Below are 21,603 nucleotides of genomic sequence, written 5' to 3' on the forward strand. Positions count from 1 at the left end.
TCTTCCCACCGCAGGTGCTGGCCTCAGGCCAGCGCCTGCGCCAGTAGGGTGATGGGATGTTCGCAGCGTTTGCTGGTGGACATCTCAATTTGCCACTTGCAGGTTTCGCAATCGGTCACCACCAGGTCAGCGCCGCTCTCTTCAATTTGCCGGAACAGCGGTGCACCAATCGCCTGCGATGAGTCGTAGTTCTCCGACTTAAACCCGTAGGTTCCGGCGATCCCGCAGCACTGGGAGTCGAGCACTTCAAGCTGCAATCCGGGGATTAGCCGCAGCAGCTCAAGGGTATACAGCGACCAGCCCATTTTCTCCATATGGCAAGGCGTGTGATAAACCACCTTCAGCGGCAGCGGTTTTAACTTCAGAGGCCGACCCGCATCCAGTTGACGCCAAATCCAGCGGGTTGCCAGCTCGATCCGGTCGCGAATGTCGTGGTTGTCGATATCAAGCACGTGCGGATATTCATCGCGCAGGGTAAAGGTGCAGGTCGATGACGTGGCGACAATCGGCAGGCTATTTTCCCGCATCGCGGTGACGTTGCTCAGCGCTTGTTTACGCGCTTTAGCAAAAAAACCGTTGGCAATCAGCGGCACCCCGCAGCACTTCTCTTTGCTGAGCAGTTGAACGCCGATGCCCATCGCATTCAGTACATGAACCAGATCTTTGCCGAGCTGAGGATGGTTGTAGTTCACATAGCAGCCGTGAAAGAACGCCACCTGCTCGCTGTACTGCGCCTGTTGGGCGGCCAGTTGACGAAAAGTGTGGCGGAAGGTGCCAAAGCCATATTTGGGCAGCGTGCGGCGATGGTCGATTTTGAGCGCCGCATCCAGAATCCGGCGTACCGGCATCAGCCCGGTGGCGGCGTTGACCAGTGGAGCAAACGGCGTGGAGAGTGTCCCCATGAGATCGGTATGACTGAGGATCGCATCGCGTAATGTCGGTTTTTGCTGGCTGTATTGGATGCGTGCCCGCTGGATAATATCGCCGATTTTGACATCTGAAGGGCAGGCCACCTCGCAGCGTTTGCAGTTGATGCAATATTTTAACGCTTCGTCGTAAAGCGCCCCGTCTTTCAGTCGCAGGCGTTCACCGTCCGGACCGGCCTGTTTTGGCCCCGGATAGCGCGGATTAACCCGACTGACCGGACAGGTCGTGGTGCAAACGGTGCATTTAATACAGTGTTCGAATCGGGTGTCGTTCATGATTCACCTCCGGCAAGCTCGCTGATTAGCTTCGCGGCGTGTAGCGCCGTCACCGCACAGACGCCGCCGCCGCATCCCAGCTCGATAGCATCAAAACCACCGAGCACAGAGCCAATGGCAAACAGGTTTTCCAGCGGCTGACCCTGAAGCTGTGGGCGCAGGGTGGCATCCGTTTTCAGGCCGAAGCGCTGCCACGGTTGCGAGGCAAAAAAGTCCCGTTGATACCAGCTTTCGCGCGGCAGCGTCTGCTGAAGGTCGAGGCCAAGAATCGGCTCCCGCACGGCGTTTCGTTCGGCGACCAGCCCATTGCTAAAAAAGCTGCCGCTGGCCAGCACCGTGAAGCGCGGGCGCAGTGGGATGTCACCGTGGTTGCGCGTCCAGACTGCGTTAACAAGGCCGTCCTGGTGGCTGATATTGACCGCTTCGTCGCCGGTAAGCCAGGTGCCGCCACTACGGATAAAATGACGCTGGAGCTGAGCGTGCAGACGCATGCCTGGCACCGACGGCGGCAGAGTGGGCAGCAGGCGAAGCGGGCAGGGCAGACGCTGTTGGAGCCAGCGATACAACCGGTCGTCGGCGAGGCCGAAGCAGGCGGGCATGATTAGCAGGTCGTGTTGTTGCGCCAGCGGACGAAGCGCCGTCAGCAGCGCGGACCAGTGGGTTTCATCATCCAGCAGGCGGGCAATATTGGCGGCGCGAAATTCGGACGGGTTATCGCGCAGGACGTCGAGCAGCGGTAAATCAATCTCTTGCGCAGTGGCGCTGATGCCGTTCTGATTCAGGGAGGAGGCGGCCAGATGCGGTTGAAAATCGGCAAAACCGCTGATGCCGACCAGGCCAACCCGACGGGCAAGCAGCGGCGCGGTGGCGATCTCCTGCGGTGAAAGCCAGGCCGCGCGTAGCGTGCCTAACGGTGTGACCCGCAGATGCGGCTGGCTGGCATCCCCCTGCATAGCGATATTGCAAGAAGCGAGCAGACTCTGGGTTTGCGCGGCGTACTCCATGACCTGTTCGACGCCAAGTCTGGCATAAGGGTGTTCGGGAAGCTGCTTTGTTAACTGGCCGATACCGTGAGCGACATCGGTGACGTTTTCGCCGTTCGGCAGCGCGGAGAGTAAATCCAGCGAGGCGGAAGAGAAGTGCAGGGCGCTCTGACCACGGCTGATAATCACGCTACGCAGGCCGCGTTGGTTTAGCGCCAGTCCGCACAGGAGTCCGGCGAGTCCACCACCGATAATCGCGCAATCAAACTTCATCCTGATGCTCCTTTTCTAAACCGCACAGGCCGAGATAGACCCAGCGGGTGAACTCGCTTTCGCGTAGCGCATCGCCCCAGGCGACGGGTTGTACGCCTTTCCAGCGTTCGTTGAGAAATTCGGACAGCTGCGTCAGCGAGCGGGCGGAGGTGGTGACGTTGAAACGCTGGAGCAGTCCGGCGGCGCGGCAGGCGCAAAGCTCGCCCTGGCAGGTCCCCATGCCAATCCGGGTACGACGGCGTAAATCGAGCAGGTTTTTTACCGCCAGATTTTCTACCGCGTACTGAACTTCTCCGGCGGTGACCGCCTCGCATTCGCAGATCAGGCTGCGGTGCTGACGGCTATCGCCAAGCCATGCCGGGGTGCGGTCGCCGTGGCGGTAAATAGCCGACCCACGTAGCGGCGCGGGTAAAGAGATAATTTTGCGCAGGGTGGTTTCCGTGGGTTCTTGCGAGCCCGGCAGCGGCGTGTCGGCGGTGGTGCAGGCGACGGCGTTACCGAGCTTACGGCATACGGCATCGGTGGCCCATTCCGCCATCAGGCGATAGGTCATCAGCTTGCCGCCGGTAATGGTAATAAAGCCGTTCAGACCGTCGCGCTCGGCGTGGTCGAGCAGGACGATGCCGCGGCTGACGCTGCGTCCGCTCGGGTCGTCATCGCTGGCGACCAGCGGGCGCACGCCGGAGTAGGCGCGCAGCACGCGGGTACGGCCCAGCACCGGGGCCAGCTTTTCGCCTTCACGCAGCAGAATATCAACTTCGGCGGCGGTGACCCGATTGTCATCAATCTCATCGTAAGCGATGTGCGTTGAGGTGGTACCAATCAGCGAGATGGTATCGCCGGGGACCAGGATATCGGCATCGGCAGGTTTACGGCAGCGGTTGATTACCTGCTGGTTAATGCGGTGGTCGAGGATGAGCAGCGAGCCCTTAGCCGGGAACATGGCGACGCGCAGGTCGGCATATTCGGCGATGCGCTGCCCCCAGATCCCGGCAGCGTTGACCACCACGCTGGCGCGTAGAGCCTGCGCCTGACGCTGTGAGTGGTTGTAGAGCTGTACGCCACCGACGGTATCGCCATTGCGCAGCAGACCCGTTACTTCGCAGCCGGTATAAATCACGGCGCCATGCTCGCGGGCATCCAGCATATTGGCGGCAGTGAGGCGGAACGGGTCAACGGTGCCGTCAGGAACCTGCACCGCGCCGAGCAGCGTCGGGTTGACCGCAGGCTCAATGCGCAGCGCCTCGGAAGATGTCAGAGGATTGGCATCGATACCCGCTTGTTGACAGGCAGTAATAAAGGTTTGCTGGTAGGCCAGGTCGTCTTCGGGGAGGGTGATAAACAATCCGCTGGTCGGTTCAATACAGTGGCGGGCGATGCGGCGTAAAATGCGGTTTTCGCTGATGCACTCCCGCGCTGATTCGCTATCGGTGACCGCATAGCGCGCGCCGCTATGCAGCAATCCATGGTTGCGGCCGGTTGCGCCGGTGGCGATATCATAACGCTCAACCAGCGCCACCTTCAGTCCGCGCAGCGCGCAGTCGCGCGCAATTCCGGCACCCGTTGCGCCGCCGCCAATGATAATGACGTCATACTCACGACAATCGGTCATCTCCCTGTCCTCTGTTTTCGTTTTACTCCATTTAGCCACGCTGAGATTTTTTTTGTTTGATTTTGCTCGCATTCGCGCATTTTTGTTGTATTTTTTGCTCGAAATGGAATGGGTGTTGTTTTTTAATCATTCAGATAGGCAGGTGTCCGGCTAACCGTAATCGCCTTTCCCACTCCGGTTCCGCTCCCAGTTTTTCTGCGACGGTATTGACCAGGGCGTGCAAAACCGGCGAGGCGCGGCGGGTTTGCCGATACAGCGCAACAATGTTGCCGCCGTCAGGCTGCCAGTCCGCTAAAATAATTTGTAGCTCGCCTTTGAGAATGGCATCAGCGCCTAAAAACATCGGCATCACCACGATCCCCATGCCCGCTTTGGCGGATTCAAGCAAACAGAAGGCGTTATCCGAACGCAGCCGATTCCTGACCCGCCACATCTGAACTTGCCCTTCGTAAAGCAGTTGCCAGCAACCGCCCGGCGCGCGATGGGTATAGAGCAGCCCGTCATGTTTTTCCAGCTCGGATGGATGCTGTGGCACTCCATGACGCGCCAGGTAGTCAGGGCTGGCGCATAGCCAGGTTAAATTACGCGCAAAGGTTCTGGCGATCAGCGTGGAGTCGGGAATCGGTCCCAGGCGGATGGCGACATCAAAGTCGGGCTGGTGCATGTTGACCTGCCTGTCCTCGGTGGAGACATCCAGTGACAGTCCCGGATTACCGGTGGCGAATTCAGCCAGAATCGTTGCCAGATGGGTGGTCATAAAGGTGTGGGAGGTGGCGATACGCAGTCCGCCGCGCAGTTCACTGCGCGCAGGCGCTACCGCCTCTTCCGCGAGGATGACGTCTTCCAGAATTCGCACGCACTCCTGATAAAACAGCAGGCCAGCTTCCGTCAGACTCAGGCGCTGACCGCGCTCAAGCAGGCTTGCGCCGAGCCGTAGTTCCAGCGTTTTGACGCGCTGGCTGACAACCGACTTTGTGGTGCCCAGCTTTGCCGCCGCGCCGACGAAGCTCAGTGCGTCAACCACGGCGACAAAGGTACTCATCTCCACGAATTTATTCATCTTTTGCTTCTGCAACGAACCTTCGCATCACTATGCGCTGCTTTTTTAACCATTAAAACGACTGACGATATATTCTGCCGCCATGATCACATCAGGGTTGGTCGCCTGTGATGGCACATCGGGAAAGATAGAGGCATCGGCGACAAATAGTCCGTTGATACCGAAAACTTTTCCGCGCTGATCCACCACAGCCATTGGGTCGTTTTCCACTCCCATGGGAGCCGTCGCGCTCAGGTGCAAATTGCTTTTCACGGTGGCGCGCTGTTCGGCGAGAATCTGCTGCTCCGTGAGCGCCAGCGTGCCGCCTTTGATACCCGGAACCTCAGCGGTAATGAGGTCTTTCAGCGGGGATTCCTTAGCCAGCGTTCGCGACAGTTTCACCGCTTCGACCATTCGCAGCAGATCGCGCTCGTCAGCTAATAAATTGAGATTGATATCAGGCTTGAGCAGCGGATTGCGGCTGCTTAGGGTTAAACTCCCGCGGGAGTGGGGACGCGCCACGGTGAAGAAGAGTTGAAAGCCGTTTCCCTCGGGGAACAGGCCTGGATCGACGAAATGGTTGTTGCTGATGTAGAGATCCAGTTCGTTGATTTCCGCCATCGATGATTGCGTCCATAACGTAGTGCCGATCGGCGGTTGAGCCGCCAGCCCCGGGCGGGTTGCCAACATGATACCGTTGACCGGTTGTTCCTGTAGATGACAACCGACCGGTAAATCCTGTTTCAGGCCGATATCCAGACGGCGCAGATCCTCAGCAGGGCCAATGCCGGAGCGCAGCAAGATAGCGGGTGTTCCCGCCGCGCCGGCGCAGACGAACACCGTGCCGGCCTGTAGCCGGGTGCCGTCCACCAGTTGTACGCCGTTAACCTGCGCGCTGTTGATGAGTAGTTTATCGACTACTGCCATTCCGAGAATATCCAGATTCGGTCGGGCGCGGACGCTATCGGTGAGATACACCATTCCCGTATTCTTCCGCACGCTGTTGACGACGTTTAGTGGGTAGATAGCAACGCCATTTTGATGCGGGCCGTTAATATCGTTGATGGCCTGATATCCCCGCGCACGGCAGGCGTGATAAAAAGCCTGGCTTGCCGGGCTTAACGTCTCCAGCGCGGGTTGGCGGACCGGCATCGGGCCGTAGCGACCATGCCATCTGTCGTCGCCGTAATCGGCATTTTCCAGTTGTTTAAACCACGGTAGAACCTTGTCGAACGACCAGTCCGTCAGGCCGCGCTTAACCCAGCGGTCAAAATCGAATTTAGGTGCGCGGACAAAAGCGCCGGCGTTAATCGCGGAGCCTCCGCCGAGAACCCTGGCGCGCAAGTGACCGGCGGTATGGTCGGTTCCGGTGGCGGCACTTTGTTCCCAGACGTAATCGCCGCCGCCGACCGAGTGGCTGAGGGCCAGCTCTGGCGGGTAGCCATTGGCAGGAAATACCGGCCCGCCTTCCAGCAGCAGCACCCGGTAGTTTGCGTTCTCGCTTAATCGAGCGGCCACTACCGCTCCGCCTGAGCCGCCGCCCACAACAATTGCATCGTAGGTTTTCTCCCGGATGTTCTCGATTGTCAGGTCTTTCATCATATCCCCTTACGCGTGTTTGCTGCGCAGCACATCTGCCAGCTTCTCAGCCATCATGATGACCGTCGGATTGAGGTTAATGAGCGGAATTTCCGGCAGAATTGAAGCGTCGATGACCCACAATCCGCCGAGACCGTAAACACGACCATTTTCATCCACTACGGCATACTTGTCATGCTCAAGGCCCATCGGCACCGTTGAACAGGGGTGTTGCAACGTGCTGACCCCTTGCGCCAGCGCCTGGCGGATGGATTCCTCGTCGTCACCGACCGATGGCCCGGGATAGAGCTCCTGTTCGATCAGATCGCACAGCGGCGGCGTGCGGGCGAGCCGACGCGCCAGGCGGAAACATTCGACCATACGACGCATGTCGTCCTCATCGGTGAGATGGTTGAATGCGATCTCCGGCGCTTCGTGAGGGTCACGGCTCTTCAGGCGTACATAGCCGACCGAAGAGCAGCGCATCAGCTCCAGCCCGAGGGAAAAGGCCACGCCCGTTGGGCTGGTGTCCGCAGGCAAGAGGTGAGAAGGCGAGATGCCAATGTCCATTTCTCGCGGCGATTCGGCGAAGCTGGAGTGGGTCCACAACTGGGCCGCGACCACTGGGTGCTGCTGATCCTTGAGCTCGGCTTTGCCTGCGAAATTCATCCAGTAAAATGCGTGATCGCGCAGACGTTCACCGACCGGCGCGTCTTTTATTACGCGGATTTCCATTTCTTTTAGATGATTACGTGGTCCCACGCCAGAACGGAGCAAAATCGCGGCTGAACCATAGGCACCAGCGCAAAGAATAATCTGCTGTCCGAATATGAACTCGCCGCTGGCCAGCTGTACCGCGCTGGCCTGCTGTTCGGCAAATTTGAGCTTGTTCACCAGCACGCCGTGGGCGATGGTGAGATTGGGCCGCTGGCGAACTTCCCACGTCAACCATGCCATCGCAGTATTCACCCGCACCCCGTTTATCACGTTCATGGGATTGGGGCCCGCGCCGTTGTTGGTCTCAGGGTGGTTAAAATCCTCTACCTTCGCGTAGCCCAGGTTCCAGGCCGCCTCTAGCGTTGCTCGCTGAACGGGGGTAATTTCTTCCATGGTCATCTGATGAATTGGCAATGGCCCGCTTCTGCCATGAAATTCATCTTCACCGTAGTGATAGGTTTCCATCTTTTTGTAGTACGGCAGAACATCCTCGTAGCGCCAGCCGATTATTCCTTTCTTTGTGATGCGCTCAAAATCCCAAGGCAGCGCCCGGGAGGCAACCGCAGCATTGATTGCTGAGCTTCCTCCGAGCACTTTGCCTCGTGGCGTATAAACAGGTTCCGACTGCTTGACGGGGTTGGCGTAGTAGCCCCATTCGTAACGAGGATCGCCATTGGCGGCGATAATATTGCTGTTGTAGAGCACTTCAGGGTAGCCGTGCGCATCAAACGCCGGGCCATTTTCCAGTAGCAGAACGCTGGTAGAGTCGTCTTCGCTCAGACGAGCCGCCAGCACGGCTCCTGCCGAGCCTGCGCCAATAATTATGTAGTCATACTGCGACTCGCTATTTTTATTTATCGCAATAAATTGCTTTGCAGTGAACACAGGCATAACAGGCAATCTCCGCATGTGGGTTTATTAGCAGAGTAGGTCGAGGATCATGCGGCGAACAGAGGCAAATTGACGAATCCGGGGTTCGTAAAATACGAACGCCCGGGCGCTTATCTGATGAGATGGCGCGTCAGATCTGGCCATCAGCCTGGAGCTTTTTGATACACCCCTGTAGTAAGAATAGAGGGCTGTCGTCGACGGGGGGAGCGTTGGCGATCAGGGAAATATGTCGATAGAACGCGGGTTCGAGAGGGACTGAACGCAGCGGATGCTCCAGTGCTTTGAGCGTCAGTTCGGGGAGCTGCGCGATGCCCAGTCCCTGGCGGATAAAACTGATGGCCGTTGCCGGATGGTTGAATTCATATTTAATCTCGGGCGTAATATTGTGCTCTTTAAATAACGCCATAATACTTAGCTCATAGCGGCCTGTACTGGTAATTAACGGCTCGCTGAAGAGATCTTCAAGCTTTACGGAGTCGCGCTGTGCAAACGGGTGGTTTTCCGGAACCACGACGGTGAATTTATCTTCGTAGACCGGGAGGGAATACATATTGGGTACCGGAGAGTGAACAAAACCAATATCAATTTTATCCTGGCGCAGGGATTCAATAATTTCCGTACTGTTGGCTTCGTGGGGAATAATTTTAATCTGCGGGTAGTATGTTTCAAAATAGCGCACTACCTGCGGTAAAATACAGGCGCAAATACTGGGGAAGCAGCCAATACGCAGTAATCGTAACGGCGACTGTTTTTCCTGTTCGGCGATTTCTTTCACCGCGTTGACCTCATGCGCCAGCCGTCGCAGATGGGAGACAATCCGTTCACCGACCGCCGTTAGCGCGATGGCCTTTCGCCGCTCGCGTACCACAATTACGACTCCCAGCTCCTCTTCCAGTGCATTAATCGCCTGACTGACGGCTGATTGAGTCATGTGCAGGCGTTTTCCCGCCTCGGTAAACCCGCCGCATTCAAGCACCATGAGTAGAGCGTTTATCTGTGTTATGGTCATTAGTGATTTCTAATCAAAGTCATTAATATGATTAATTTTACTAATGTAATGTATTTTCATATAATTTTTCAACAAGCTTAATCACAAAATCACGTACGCAATCATCTGTGTCGATAGTCTACTTATCCGTTAGATATCGATGATGAATGTGATGCTACGCGCCGTATAAATAGGGTGCTTATCGATGAAAGAGAAATTATGGACGAAAGATTTTTGGGCAATAACTATTATTAGTTTTATTATCTTCTTTGTTTTCTATGTGCAGCTAACGCTGCTTCCTATTTATATTGCCGACAATTTGCATGCCACCGCTGACAAAGCCGGACTGCTGGTAACCTGTTTTCTGATCGCGGCGATTATTATTCGCCCGTTTGCCGGGCAGTGGGTAGGGAAATATTCGAATAAAACGGTTCTGATGCTTTCTTCTCTGGCCTTTTTGGTAGTGACTGCGTTATATCCGCTTTGCCATTCTATCGAAGCATTGCTATTTATTCGCGCGCTTCATGGGATCACTTTTGGGGTGATAACAACGGTGAAGGGGACGATTTCTGCGCGGTTAATACCGGCCTCCCGACGTGGAGAGGGCATCAGTTTTTTCTCATTAGCGATGGGTCTGGCGATGGTGGTGGGACCGTGGATCGGTCTGAATATGGCGCGGCATAGCGCCTATATTGAAGCGTTCTGGTTGTGCACCGGCGTCTCGATTGTCAGCATCGTGTTGGCGCTGATTGTGGCCGTGCCGCCGGTGATTCGCCATGCCGATGGTTCAAAACCGAAGCTGGGTTTTGCTGCTATGTTCGATCGCGCAGCCATGCCGTTTGCCCTGGTCACCTTCTTTATGACCTTTGCCTACGCTGGCGTTTCTGCTTTCCTTGCCCTGTATGCCCGCGAATTAGATCTGATGGCCGCTGCGAGTAATTTTCTGCTGTGCTATGCCATATTTCTGATGATCTGCCGTGCCTTCACCGGTAACGTCTGTGATAAAAAGGGGCCGAAGTATGTGGTTTATCCCTGCCTGTTCGCATTCACTGTAGGCCTGGTGGTGCTGGGCTATACCCACGGCAGTATCACCATGGTTTTATCTGGTGCGCTGATTGGCATTGGCTACGGTTCCGTTACGCCAATATTCCAGACGCAGATCATCAGTTCGGTAGAGCCGCATAAAATCGGCGTGGCGAACTCACTGTTTTTTAATGCAATGGATGCGGGACTGGCGTTGGGCGCTTTCGTTATGGGCTTGATGGTGGAGGGCGCGGGCTATCGTTCAATTTATCTGATGGGGGCGGTACTGGTGGTGCTTGCCGGCGCGCTGTATATCCTGCAGATGAAAAAACGCGGCGACGTTGAGCTGGTCTCCGCGCACGAAGTACATTAAGAGCCTACCCACCAGAGCTATTTCACTTGCCATTTTGGACTCGGGCAGTGCTCGCAATCCTAACGTACTAAATGTACGCTCCGGTTTCTGCGCGCTGTCCGAGCCCAAACTGTCTGCGCCAATAACGCCTGTTCGGCCAGGCTCTAAGCATTACATCTCAATTTCAATATCCCCTTTTGCCCGGCAGCAGCAGGGCAAAATCTCTCCCGGCTGGATAAACGCCAGCGGCTCGGTTAGCCAGTCAACCTGACCGGCAACCAGCCGCGTGCGGCAGGAACCGCAGTAACCTTCGCGGCACTGATATTCCACGTCGATATTATGCGATTCCAGGGCTGCGAGCAGCGAAGGGTGCTCATCCTGACACTCAAGGCGAGTGTCAGAAATCTTCAAAAAAATGCGTTTCATCAGAGCTGGAAGTTACTCAGATCGTCAGCATCGACTTCTGCATCGATTTGTCCGACCAGATAAGAACTGACTTCTACTTCCTGCGGGGCAACCTGTACGTTATCGGACACCAGCCAGGTGTTGATCCACGGGATCGGGTTGGAGCGGGTCTGGAACGGCAGATCGAGACCGACCGCCTGCATGCGAATGTTGGTGATGTATTCGACGTACTGGCACAGAATATCTTTATTCAGGCCGATCATCGAACCGTCGCGGAACAGATAATCTGCCCACTCTTTCTCCTGCTGGGCCGCCAGGACAAACAGGTCATAGCACTCCTGCTTGCACTCTTCGGCGATTTCCGCCATTTCCGGGTCATCGACGCCAGAACGCAGCAGGTTCAGCATATGCTGGGTGCCGGTCAGGTGCAGCGCTTCGTCACGGGCAATCAGGCGGATAATCTTGGCATTCCCTTCCATCAGCTTGCGCTCGGCGAAGGCGAAGGAGCAGGCGAAGCTGACGTAGAAGCGGATGGCTTCCAGGGCGTTAACGCTCATCAGGCAGATATAGAGTTTCTTTTTCAGCTCGCGCAGGTTAACGGTGATGGTTTTACCGTTAACGCTGTGCGTACCTTCACCCAGCAGATGCCAGTAGCTGGTTAGCTCGATCAATTCATCGTAATAGCTGGAGATCCCTTCCGCGCGTTTCTGAATCTGCTCGTTGGTGACGATATCGTCAAACACCACCGCCGGATCGTTGACGATATTACGGATGATGTGGGTGTAGGAGCGCGAGTGGATCGTTTCCGAAAACGCCCAGGTTTCAACCCAGGTTTCCAGTTCCGGAATTGAAATCAGCGGCAGCAGAGCGACGTTCGGGCTGCGGCCCTGGATGGAGTCGAGCAGCGTCTGATACTTCAGGTTGCTGATGAAGATATGTTTTTCATGCTCCGGCAGCGCCTGGTAGTCGATACGGTCGCGGGAAACGTCAACTTCTTCCGGACGCCAGAAGAAGGAGAGCTGCTTTTCAATCAGCTTTTCGAAGATGTCATATTTTTGCTGATCGTAGCGGGCGACGTTCACCGGTTGACCAAAAAACATCGGCTCAAGCAGCTGATCGTTTTTAGTCTGTGAGAAAGTGGTATATGCCATTGAAGTGAGTCCTGTTGAGATTGTATTGCCCGGCGGCACTTCGTTTGCCGGGCCTACAAAACCGTAGGCCGGGTAAGCGTAGCGCCACCCGGCAAAATAACTTAGATCTTACATGCGCCGCTTTCGCAGCCATCGTCCTGAATGGACGGCGCCAGGTCATCCTGGGCATCTTCCGCGCCATCACGGGTGTTGTGATAGTACAGAGTTTTCACGCCGAATTTATAGGCATTGAGCAAGTCTTTCAGCAACTGCTGCATCGGCACTTTCCCGGATGGGAAACGCGTCGGGTCGTAGTTGGTGTTGGCAGAAATCGACTGGTCGATAAACTTCTGCATGATACCCACCAGCTGTAAATAACCATCGTTGCCCGGCATTTCCCACAGCAGCTCGTAGCCGTTCTGCAATTTTTCGTAGTCCGGCACTACCTGGCGCAAGATCCCGTCTTTCGACGCTTTGATGCTGACGTGGCCGCGCGGCGGTTCAATGCCGTTAGTGGCGTTGGAGATCTGCGAAGAGGTCTCGGACGGCATCAGTGCGGAGAGCGTGGAGTTACGCAGGCCGTGTGTTTTGATTGATTCGCGCAGGGCTTCCCAGTCGTAGTGCAGAGATTCGCTGACGATAGCATCGAGATCTTTTTTATAGGTATCGATCGGCAGAATGCCTTTCGCATAGGTGGTTTCGTTAAACCACGGACATGCGCCCTGCTCGATAGCCAGCTCGTTAGAAGCTTTCAGCAGGTAATACTGAATGGCTTCGAACGTTTTGTGCGTCAGGTTGTTGGCGCTGCCGTCGGAGTAGCGTTTGCCGTGCTTCGCCAGATAGTAGGCGAAGTTAATCACGCCAATGCCCAGCGTACGACGACCCATGGCGCCGCGTTTGGCTGCCGGGATCGGGTAGTCCTGGTAATCAAGCAGGGCATCCAGGGCGCGAACCGCCAGCACCGCCAGATCTTCCAGCTCATCGAGGCTATCAATTACGCCAAGGTTAAAAGCGGACAGGGTGCACAGCGCGATTTCGCCATTTTCGTCGTTAACGTCTTCCAGCGGCTTGGTCGGCAGAGCGATTTCCAGGCACAGGTTGGATTGACGCACCGGCGCGACAGTCGGGTCAAATGGGCTATGGGTGTTGCAGTGATCAACGTTCTGGATATAGATACGGCCAGTAGAAGCACGTTCCTGCATCATCAGTGAGAACAGTTCAACGGCTTTGATACGCTGTTTGCGGATGCTGGTGTCTTGCTCATATTGGGTGTACAGACGCTCGAACTCGTCCTGATCGGCGAAGAACGCGTCGTACAGACCCGGAACGTCGGATGGGCTGAACAGGGTGATATCTCCGCCTTTCAGCAAGCGGGTGTACATCAGCTTGTTGATCTGCACGCCGTAATCCATGTGACGAACGCGGTTAGCGTCGGTACCACGGTTATTTTTCAGTACCAGCAGGCTTTCGACTTCCAGATGCCACATCGGGTAGAAGAGGGTTGCCGCACCGCCGCGCACGCCGCCCTGAGAGCAGGATTTCACTGCAGTCTGGAAATGTTTATAGAATGGGATACAACCGGTGTGGAACGCTTCGCCGCCGCGGATCGGGCTGCCTAGCGCACGAATGCGGCCAGCGTTAATACCGATACCCGCACGCTGAGAAACGTATTTCACAATCGCGCTGGAGGTGGCATTGATGGAATCCAGGCTGTCACCGCACTCGATCAGAACGCAGGAGCTGAACTGGCGAGTTGGGGTGCGCACGCCGGACATAATCGGCGTAGGCAGCGAGATTTTAAAGGTCGACACCGCATCATAGAAACGCTTCACGTAGTCCAGACGGGTTGCGCGCGGATAGTTAGAAAACAGGCATGCGGCGACCAGAATGTACAGGAACTGCGCGCTTTCGTAGATCTCGCCGGTGACGCGGTTCTGTACCAGGTATTTCCCTTCCAGTTGCTTAACCGCAGCATAGGAGAAGGTCATATCACGATCGTGCTCGATGAACGAATCCATCTGCTTGAACTCTTCTTCCGTGTAGTCTTCCAGCAGATGAGTATCGTATTTGCCGTTTTTCACCATCTTCGACACATGATCGAACAGCGCTGGCGGCTCAAACTGGCCGTAGGCTTTTTTACGCAGATGGAAAATCGCCAGACGCGCGGCGAGATACTGGTAATCCGGTGCCTCGCGGGAGATAAGGTCCGCAGCGGCTTTAATAATAGTTTCGTGAATATCGGCGGTTTTGATGCCGTCATAGAACTGAATGTGTGAACGCAGTTCTACCTGAGAAATCGAAACGTTATTCAGTCCTTCTGCCGCCCAATCCAGCACGCGGTGGATTTTGTCGAGATTGATGCGCTCGGTGCTACCGTCACGCTTTGTCACCAGCAGACTCTGATTCATGTGGATTATACCTGTCCGTGAAAGAAAATATCCCCCACTTATCCACAGATAGCCGTTGTGACTAACTCTGTGGATAAATACTATATGTAGGGGGTGGTCGATAAAAGAAACGCTATATGGTGAGTATTCTAGTAAGGATTCTTTTGAGTACAAGAGTTGATTTTGAGGTTAAATTGAGGTTGCGGAAGCGTAATGATCGCCAAGTCCACGCCACATAAGGCCTGGAAGAGATGTCAATAAATCAGAAAAAAAAATGAAAATTTGATCGAGTGCTGATTTCTTCATCGCAAGAAAAAATCACGCGGCTTGATGCCGCGCAATCATCATAAGAAAAGCAGCTGACGTTATGCGCTTTTGGCTGTTGTATGCAACATATAGTTAACATCAACGCCGGGTGCCAGCTTGAAGGTGTTGGTCAGTGGATTGTAATGCAGGCCGGTAATATGCTGCTCTTTCAGAATAGTCTGATCAATCCAACCAATCAGCTCCGCAGGTTTAATGAATTTCTTCACGTCATGGGTTCCTTTTGGCACCATCTTCATAACGTACTCAGCACCCACCACCGCCATTAGCCACGCTTTACCGTTACGGTTAATCGTGGAGAAGAAGACCTGGCCGCCAGGTTTTACTAATCGCGCGCAGGCGTGAACTACGGATTGCGGATTAGGGACATGCTCCAGCATCTCCATACAGGTGACGACGTCATACTGCTGAGCGTGCTTCGCCGCGTGCTCTTCAACCGTTTCCTGGACATAGGTGACCTGAATTCCGCTCTCCAGCGCATGCAGTTTGGCGACCTGTAGCGGTTCAAAACCCATATCCAGGCCGGTCACCGTTGCGCCTTCGCGCGCCATGCTCTCCGCAAGGATGCCGCCGCCGCAGCCGACATCGAGCACTTTTTTGCCGAACAGGCCGCCGGAACGCTCTGCTATATAGCCTAGACGCAGGGGGTTGATGCGATGTAATGGCTTGAACTCGCCCTCTAAATCCCACCAGCGCGATGCGACAGCTTCAAATTTGGCGATTTCATTATGATCAACGTTGGGGGCCACCGACGGTTTTTCGGCATTCATGGGCGCTTTTACTCCTTTTCAGTTCAGACCCGCGAGTATATCAGCAGACCGCCGTGAATAAACCGTATATACCCGTCGCCTTTCGTACTACCTCTTCGTTGGCTTCACGCACTCACCCGAATCACTTACTGCAGTAAGTGATTCGGGACTCCTGCGTTTGCCGCCTTGATGCAGCGCGAAATTCATTGGGTATAGGTTTACCCGTATCACCGCGGCTGTGTTATAATTTGCGACCTTTGAATCCGGGATACAGTAGAGGGATAGCGGTTAGATGAGCGACCTTGCGAGAGAAATTACACCGGTCAACATTGAGGAAGAGCTGAAGAGCTCGTATCTGGATTATGCGATGTCGGTCATTGTTGGCCGCGCGCTTCCGGACGTCCGAGATGGCCTTAAGCCGGTACACCGTCGCGTACTATACGCCATGAACGTATTGGGCAATGACTGGAACAAAGCCTATAAAAAATCTGCCCGCGTCGTGGGTGACGTCATCGGTAAATACCACCCGCATGGTGATATCGCCGTTTATGACACCATTGTTCGTATGGCGCAGCCATTCTCCTTGCGTTACATGCTGGTAGATGGCCAGGGTAACTTTGGTTCTGTCGATGGGGACTCCGCCGCAGCGATGCGTTATACGGAAATCCGTATGTCGAAGATCGCCCACGAGCTGATGGCCGACCTGGAAAAAGAGACGGTAGATTTCGTCGATAACTACGACGGCACCGAAAGAATTCCAGATGTTATGCCGACTAAGATCCCGAACCTGTTAGTTAACGGTTCGTCCGGCATCGCGGTGGGTATGGCGACTAACATTCCGCCGCACAACCTGACCGAAGTGATCAACGGCTGTCTGGCCTACGTTGACAACGAAGACATCAGCATTGAAGGGCTGATGGAACACATTCCTGGTCCGGACTTCCCGACCGCTGCGATCATCAACGGTCGTCGTGGCATTGAAGAAGCCTACCGCACCGGTCGCGGCAAAGTGTACATTCGCGCCCGCGCGGAAGTGGAAGCTGACGCGAAAACCGGTCGTGAAACGATTATCGTGCACGAAATTCCGTATCAGGTGAACAAAGCGCGCCTGATTGAGAAAATCGCCGAGCTGGTAAAAGACAAACGCGTTGAAGGCATTAGCGCGCTGCGCGACGAGTCTGATAAAGACGGGATGCGCATCGTGATTGAAGTGAAACGCGACGCGGTGGGTGAAGTGGTTCTCAACAACCTCTACTCCCAGACCCAGCTGCAGGTCTCCTTCGGTATTAACATGGTTGCTTTGCACCATGGTCAGCCGAAGATCATGAACCTGAAAGAAATCATTGCCGCATTTGTGCGCCACCGTCGTGAAGTGGTGACGCGTCGTACTATTTTCGAACTGCGTAAAGCTCGTGACCGCGCGCATATCCTCGAAGCGCTGGCGATTGCCCTGGCTAACATTGACCCGATTATTGAACTGATTCGCCGTGCGCCGACTCCGGCTGAAGCGAAAGCTGGCTTAATCGCGCGTTCATGGGATCTGGGCAACGTTTCCGCGATGCTGGAACGTGCCGGTGATGACGCCGCGCGTCCGGAATGGCTGGAACCAGAATTTGGCGTGCGTGATGGTCAGTATTATCTGACCGAACAGCAGGCCCAGGCGATTCTGGATCTGCGTTTGCAGAAACTGACCGGTCTTGAGCACGAAAAACTGCTCGACGAGTACAAAGAGCTGCTGGAACAGATCGCTGAACTGCTGCACATTCTGGGCAGCGCCGATCGCCTGATGGAAGTCATCCGCGAAGAGCTGGAGCTGGTTCGTGAACAGTTTGGCGATGCGCGCCGTACTGAAATCACTGCCAATAGCGCCGATATCAACATCGAAGACCTGATCAACCAGGAAGATGTTGTGGTGACTCTGTCCCATCAGGGCTACGTGAAGTATCAGCCGTTAACCGATTACGAAGCTCAGCGTCGTGGCGGTAAAGGTAAATCTGCGGCACGTATTAAAGAAGAAGACTTTATCGACCGCCTGCTGGTGGCCAACACCCATGATACGATCCTGTGCTTCTCCAGCCGTGGTCGTCTGTACTGGATGAAGGTTTATCAGCTGCCGGAAGCGAGCCGTGGCGCGCGTGGCCGTCCGATCGTCAACCTGCTGCCGCTGGAAGCCAACGAACGTATCACCGCTATTCTGCCGGTGCGCGAGTACGAAGAGGGCGTGAACGTCTTTATGGCCACCGCCAGCGGTACCGTGAAGAAAACGGCGCTGACCGAGTTCAGCCGTCCGCGTTCGGCCGGTATTATTGCGGTTAACCTCAACGAAGGCGATGAGCTGATTGGCGTCGATCTGACTTCAGGTCAGGATGAAGTCATGTTGTTCTCTGCTGCCGGTAAAGTTGTGCGCTTTAAAGAAGATGCTGTTCGTGCGATGGGTCGTACCGCGACCGGCGTGCGCGGTATCAAGCTCGCAGGTGAGGACAAAGTCGTTTCTCTGATTATTCCGCGTGGCGAAGGGGCTATCCTGACCGTGACGCAGAATGGCTATGGTAAACGTACTGCGGCTGAAGAGTATCCGACCAAATCTCGTGCGACGCAGGGCGTTATCTCGATCAAAGTGACCGAGCGTAACGGTTCCGTGGTGGGAGCGGTGCAGGTAACTGATACCGACCAGATCATGATGATCACCGATGCGGGCACGCTGGTGCGCACCCGCGTATCGGAAGTCAGCGTGGTAGGGCGTAACACCCAGGGCGTTATCCTCATCCGCACCGCGGAAGATGAAAACGTGGTGGGTCTGCAACGTGTTGCTGAGCCGGTTGATGATGAAGAACTGGATGCCATCGACGGCAGCGTAGCGGAAGGCGATGAGGATATCGCGCCAGAAGCGGACACTGACACTGACGATGATATCGCCGAAGATGAAGAGTAATTCTCTGCGGTAATTGTTCTGAAAGGGTCGGGATTATCCCCGGCCCTTTTTGTTTCCCCGTTGCGGGACTGTTATTTTATCGTTACCTTAACCCCATTCTGTTGAGTCCCTGACGGCCGAGCATCGCCACATTGAAATATCTAGCTTCTTTCCATACGACGTTAAAGGTTTCACGCTACCTGTTCAGAGCGCTGGCGGTACTGCTGTGGATGCTGATCGCTTTTGTCTCGGTGTTTTACATTGTTAATGCCCTGCATGACCGGGAATCGGAAATTCGTCAGGAATTTAATCTGAATGCCGATCAGGCGCAGCGTTATATTCAGCGCACGGCAGACGTTATCAAAGAGCTGAAATACGTCGCGGGTAATCGTCCAATGGACGGCAGTGAAGGCGGTGATGCGCCAGTGCAGAGTGGCAATATTGCGATCCCTAATTTTGAACCGCTATATCCTGATTCCGATTGCTCGCTGATGAGCACCACCTGGCGTAACTCTCTGCAGTCGCTGTCGTGGTTTATGCGCTACTGGCGTGACAACTTCTCTGCGGCCTATGATCTCAACCGTATCTTTTTGATTGGCAGCGATAACCTCTGTATGGCCAACTTCGGCCTGCGGGATGTGCCGCTGGAGCGAGATCAGGCGCTAAAAGTTTTACATCAACGTATCGAGCAATATCGTGATGCCCCGCAAAACGAACGTGGCAACAACCTGTTTTGGATAAGCCAGGGCGTGCGCCCGGGTGTCGGGTATTTTTACGCGCTGACGCCGATATATATGGCTAACCGGCTACAGGCTATGCTCGGCGTGGAACAAAATATCCGTATGGAAAGTTTCTTTACTCCGGGTAGTCTGCCGATGAACGTCACTATTCTTGACGATAACGGCCAGTCGCTCATTTCGCTCGCCGGGTCAGACAGCAATATTAAACCTGACGCGAAGTGGATGCAGGAGCGGTTGTGGTTTGGCTATACCTCGGGCTTTCGCGAACTGGCGATGAAAAAAAGTCTGCCACCGTCATCTTTGAGCATCGTCTATTCTGTGTCGGTGGAACAGGTGTTAGAACGCATTCGGATGCTGATCCTTAACGCCATTGTGCTCAATATCCTGACCGGGGTTATCCTCTTTGCGCTGGCCCGGATGTATGAGCGGCGGATTTTTATTCCGGCGGAAAATGACGCCCAACGTCTGGAAGAGCATGAGCAGTTCAACCGAAAAATTGTGGCTTCCGCGCCGGTAGGGATCTGTATTTTACGTACCCTCGACGGCACTAATATCTTGAGTAACGAGCTGGCGCATAACTATCTCAACATGTTGACGCATGAGGACCGGCAGCGGTTAACGCAGATCATCTGCGGTCAACAGGTGAACTTTGTTGACGTGCTGACCAGTAATAATACCAATCTGCAAATCAGCTTCGTTCACTCGCGCTATCGTAATGAAAACGTGGCGATTTGCGTGCTGGTGGACGTTTCGGCGCGCGTCAAAATGGAGGAGTCGCTGCAGGAGATGGCCCAGGCCGCAGAACAGGCCAGCCAGTCGAAATCGATGTTCCTTGCCACCGTCAGTCACGAACTGCGTACGCCGTTGTACGGGATTATCGGCAATCTCGATTTGCTGCAGACGAAAGAGCTGCCGAAGGGCGTTGATCGCCTGGTGACGGCGATGAATAACTCCTCCAGCCTGCTGCTGAAAATTATCAGCGATATCCTGGATTTCTCGAAAATTGAGTCCGAGCAGCTCAAAATTGAACCACGGGAGTTTTCGCCCCGTGAAGTAATGAACCACATTTCCGCTAACTACCTGCCGTTGGTGGTGCGTAAACAGCTTGGGCTGTACTGCTTTATTGAACCCGACGTGCCGCAGTTGATGTCCGGCGATCCGATGCGCTTGCAGCAGGTTATTTCAAACCTGCTGAGTAACGCGATTAAGTTTACTGATACCGGCTGCATTATCCTGCATGTCGAGCGGGCGGGCGACTACCTACAAATTAGCGTGCGCGACACCGGAGAAGGGATCCCGGCAAAAGAAGTCGTGCGTCTGTTCGACCCGTTCTTCCAGGTCGGTACCGGCGTGCAGCGTAACTTCCAGGGAACCGGTCTCGGTCTGGCGATTTGTGAAAAGCTTATCAGCATGATGGATGGCGATATCGCCGTCGAAACGGAACCGGGCATGGGTAGCCGGTTCACAATTCGAATTCCACTGTATGGCGTACAAAATACGCCGCCGCTGATTGTTGATAGCCTGTCTGACAAATGCTGTTGGCTGGCGATTGATAACACCTCTTTGGCGCTGTTTGTCGAGTCGTTGCTGAAATGCCGCGGTATTCCTGCCCGTCGTTTTGAAGGGCAAGCGCCGGGAGCGGATGATATTTTGCTGACCGATAGCGAGACCAATGCGGCATGGCCAGGAAGCGCCGTGATTATCTTCTGCCGTCGGCATATCGGTATTCCGCTAGAGCGAGCGCCGGGTGAGTGGTTGCATAGCGTCACGACGCCGCATGAACTGCTGCCGCTGCTCGGACGCATCTTCCATATCGCCGTCGATAGCGCGGAAAACGGCCCCGTGCTATCCGCGCCAGAAACGCAAACTGCCGACAATGATGACATGATGATTTTGGTGGTGGATGATCATCCAATCAACCGGCGTCTTTTGGCCGATCAACTGGGATCTCTGGGCTATCAGTGCGTCACCGCAAACGATGGGGTCGATGCGCTTAACGTACTGAGTAAACAGCATATTGATATTGTGCTCAGTGACGTCAACATGCCGAATATGGATGGTTATCGACTGACTCAGCGCATTCGTCAACTGGGATTGACGTTGCCGGTAATTGGCGTGACCGCTAATGCGCTGGCTGAAGAGAAGCAGCGCTGTCTGGAGTCCGGTATGGATAGCTGTTTATCCAAGCCGGTAACCCTCGATATTATCAAACAAACATTGACGGTCTATGCTACACGGGTGCGCAAGGGAAGGGCGTAAGGGATTTTCCCGGATAGCGCGGCGCTATCCGGGAAGAGAG

14 protein-coding genes are annotated in these 21,603 nt (G+C 54.9%); 3 read left to right on the forward strand and 11 right to left on the reverse strand.

Annotation, left to right across the window (positions count from 1 at the left end; translation table 11 throughout):
• Positions 1-23: 23 nt before the first annotated feature.
• The 7 genes from glpC to HV213_RS09590 form a co-directional block, all read right to left on the reverse strand.
• Positions 24-1,202 carry an anaerobic glycerol-3-phosphate dehydrogenase subunit GlpC gene (gene glpC, locus HV213_RS09560; protein WP_181485512.1) on the reverse strand — a complete coding sequence of 393 codons (1,179 nt, stop codon included), beginning with the start codon at positions 1,200-1,202 and terminating at the stop codon, positions 24-26.
• Positions 1,199-2,458, reverse strand: coding sequence for a glycerol-3-phosphate dehydrogenase subunit GlpB (gene glpB, locus HV213_RS09565; RefSeq protein ID WP_181485513.1), 1,260 nt, complete (start codon positions 2,456-2,458; stop codon positions 1,199-1,201). The genes glpC and glpB overlap by 4 nt, the downstream gene beginning before the upstream one ends.
• Positions 2,448-4,070, reverse strand: coding sequence for an anaerobic glycerol-3-phosphate dehydrogenase subunit A (gene glpA / locus HV213_RS09570; protein WP_181485514.1), 1,623 nt, complete (start codon positions 4,068-4,070; stop codon positions 2,448-2,450). The genes glpB and glpA overlap by 11 nt, the downstream gene beginning before the upstream one ends.
• Before the next feature lie 130 nt (positions 4,071-4,200).
• Positions 4,201-5,130, reverse strand: a complete 930-nt coding sequence (locus tag HV213_RS09575; RefSeq protein WP_181485515.1) for a LysR family transcriptional regulator — start codon at positions 5,128-5,130, stop codon at positions 4,201-4,203.
• Between the two features lie 45 nt (positions 5,131-5,175).
• Complete coding sequence (locus tag HV213_RS09580; protein WP_197975064.1) at positions 5,176-6,708, reverse strand: GMC family oxidoreductase; 1,533 nt, start codon at positions 6,706-6,708, stop codon at positions 5,176-5,178.
• Between the two features lie 9 nt (positions 6,709-6,717).
• Entirely contained in the window at positions 6,718-8,295 is a 1,578-nt protein-coding gene (locus HV213_RS09585) for a GMC family oxidoreductase (RefSeq protein ID WP_181485517.1), read from the reverse strand.
• A 130-nt stretch (positions 8,296-8,425) separates the two neighbouring features.
• Positions 8,426-9,304 (reverse strand): LysR family transcriptional regulator, encoded by an 879-nt coding sequence (locus HV213_RS09590; protein ID WP_181485518.1) that lies wholly within the window; start codon positions 9,302-9,304, stop codon positions 8,426-8,428.
• A 184-nt stretch (positions 9,305-9,488) separates the two neighbouring features.
• On the opposite strand from HV213_RS09590, the gene HV213_RS09595 reads away from it, so the two are divergent.
• The gene (locus HV213_RS09595) at positions 9,489-10,679 is read left to right on the forward strand and encodes an MFS transporter (protein ID WP_181485519.1); all 1,191 of its coding nucleotides are present in this window, start codon (positions 9,489-9,491) and stop codon (positions 10,677-10,679) included.
• Positions 10,680-10,829: 150 nt separating this feature from the next.
• On the opposite strand, the gene yfaE is transcribed toward HV213_RS09595, so the two are convergent.
• The 4 genes from yfaE to ubiG all read right to left on the reverse strand — a co-directional run bounded on the left by yfaE (position 10,830) and on the right by ubiG (position 15,674).
• The gene (gene yfaE, locus HV213_RS09600; RefSeq protein WP_110272320.1) at positions 10,830-11,084 is read right to left on the reverse strand and encodes a class I ribonucleotide reductase maintenance protein YfaE; all 255 of its coding nucleotides are present in this window, start codon (positions 11,082-11,084) and stop codon (positions 10,830-10,832) included.
• Complete coding sequence (gene nrdB / locus HV213_RS09605; protein ID WP_110272321.1) at positions 11,084-12,214, reverse strand: class Ia ribonucleoside-diphosphate reductase subunit beta; 1,131 nt, start codon at positions 12,212-12,214, stop codon at positions 11,084-11,086. The genes yfaE and nrdB overlap by 1 nt, the downstream gene beginning before the upstream one ends.
• A 101-nt stretch (positions 12,215-12,315) precedes the next feature.
• Positions 12,316-14,601 carry a class 1a ribonucleoside-diphosphate reductase subunit alpha gene (gene nrdA / locus HV213_RS09610; RefSeq protein WP_181485520.1) on the reverse strand — a complete coding sequence of 762 codons (2,286 nt, stop codon included), beginning with the start codon at positions 14,599-14,601 and terminating at the stop codon, positions 12,316-12,318.
• Between the two features lie 344 nt (positions 14,602-14,945).
• The gene (gene ubiG, locus HV213_RS09615; RefSeq protein ID WP_181485521.1) at positions 14,946-15,674 is read right to left on the reverse strand and encodes a bifunctional 2-polyprenyl-6-hydroxyphenol methylase/3-demethylubiquinol 3-O-methyltransferase UbiG; all 729 of its coding nucleotides are present in this window, start codon (positions 15,672-15,674) and stop codon (positions 14,946-14,948) included.
• Positions 15,675-15,945: 271 nt separating this feature from the next.
• Here ubiG and gyrA point away from each other — a divergent pair, with 271 nt between their 5' ends.
• The gene (gene gyrA / locus HV213_RS09620; protein ID WP_181485522.1) at positions 15,946-18,585 is read left to right on the forward strand and encodes a DNA topoisomerase (ATP-hydrolyzing) subunit A; all 2,640 of its coding nucleotides are present in this window, start codon (positions 15,946-15,948) and stop codon (positions 18,583-18,585) included.
• A gap of 131 nt (positions 18,586-18,716) precedes the next feature.
• The gene (rcsC, locus tag HV213_RS09625; protein ID WP_181485523.1) at positions 18,717-21,563 is read left to right on the forward strand and encodes a two-component system sensor histidine kinase RcsC; all 2,847 of its coding nucleotides are present in this window, start codon (positions 18,717-18,719) and stop codon (positions 21,561-21,563) included.
• Positions 21,564-21,603 lie beyond the last annotated feature (40 nt).

Source organism: Klebsiella sp. RHBSTW-00484, assembly GCF_013705725.1.
Classification (GTDB): Bacteria; Pseudomonadota; Gammaproteobacteria; order Enterobacterales; family Enterobacteriaceae; genus Klebsiella.

What these genes read in the sequence shown, in the direction of transcription:
- glpC (WP_181485512.1), bottom strand. Translation starts at nt 1,202, where the DNA reads ATGAACGACACCCGATTCGAACACTGTATTAAATGCACCGTTTGCACC.
- glpB (WP_181485513.1), bottom strand. Translation starts at nt 2,458, where the DNA reads ATGAAGTTTGATTGCGCGATTATCGGTGGTGGACTCGCCGGACTCCTG.
- glpA (WP_181485514.1), bottom strand. Translation starts at nt 4,070, where the DNA reads ATGACCGATTGTCGTGAGTATGACGTCATTATCATTGGCGGCGGCGCA.
- HV213_RS09575 (WP_181485515.1), bottom strand. Translation starts at nt 5,130, where the DNA reads ATGAATAAATTCGTGGAGATGAGTACCTTTGTCGCCGTGGTTGACGCA.
- HV213_RS09580 (WP_197975064.1), bottom strand. Translation starts at nt 6,708, where the DNA reads ATGAAAGACCTGACAATCGAGAACATCCGGGAGAAAACCTACGATGCA.
- HV213_RS09585 (WP_181485517.1), bottom strand. Translation starts at nt 8,295, where the DNA reads ATGCCTGTGTTCACTGCAAAGCAATTTATTGCGATAAATAAAAATAGC.
- HV213_RS09590 (WP_181485518.1), bottom strand. Translation starts at nt 9,304, where the DNA reads ATGACCATAACACAGATAAACGCTCTACTCATGGTGCTTGAATGCGGC.
- HV213_RS09595 (WP_181485519.1), top strand. Translation starts at nt 9,489, where the DNA reads ATGAAAGAGAAATTATGGACGAAAGATTTTTGGGCAATAACTATTATT.
- yfaE (WP_110272320.1), bottom strand. Translation starts at nt 11,084, where the DNA reads ATGAAACGCATTTTTTTGAAGATTTCTGACACTCGCCTTGAGTGTCAG.
- nrdB (WP_110272321.1), bottom strand. Translation starts at nt 12,214, where the DNA reads ATGGCATATACCACTTTCTCACAGACTAAAAACGATCAGCTGCTTGAG.
- nrdA (WP_181485520.1), bottom strand. Translation starts at nt 14,601, where the DNA reads ATGAATCAGAGTCTGCTGGTGACAAAGCGTGACGGTAGCACCGAGCGC.
- ubiG (WP_181485521.1), bottom strand. Translation starts at nt 15,674, where the DNA reads ATGAATGCCGAAAAACCGTCGGTGGCCCCCAACGTTGATCATAATGAA.
- gyrA (WP_181485522.1), top strand. Translation starts at nt 15,946, where the DNA reads ATGAGCGACCTTGCGAGAGAAATTACACCGGTCAACATTGAGGAAGAG.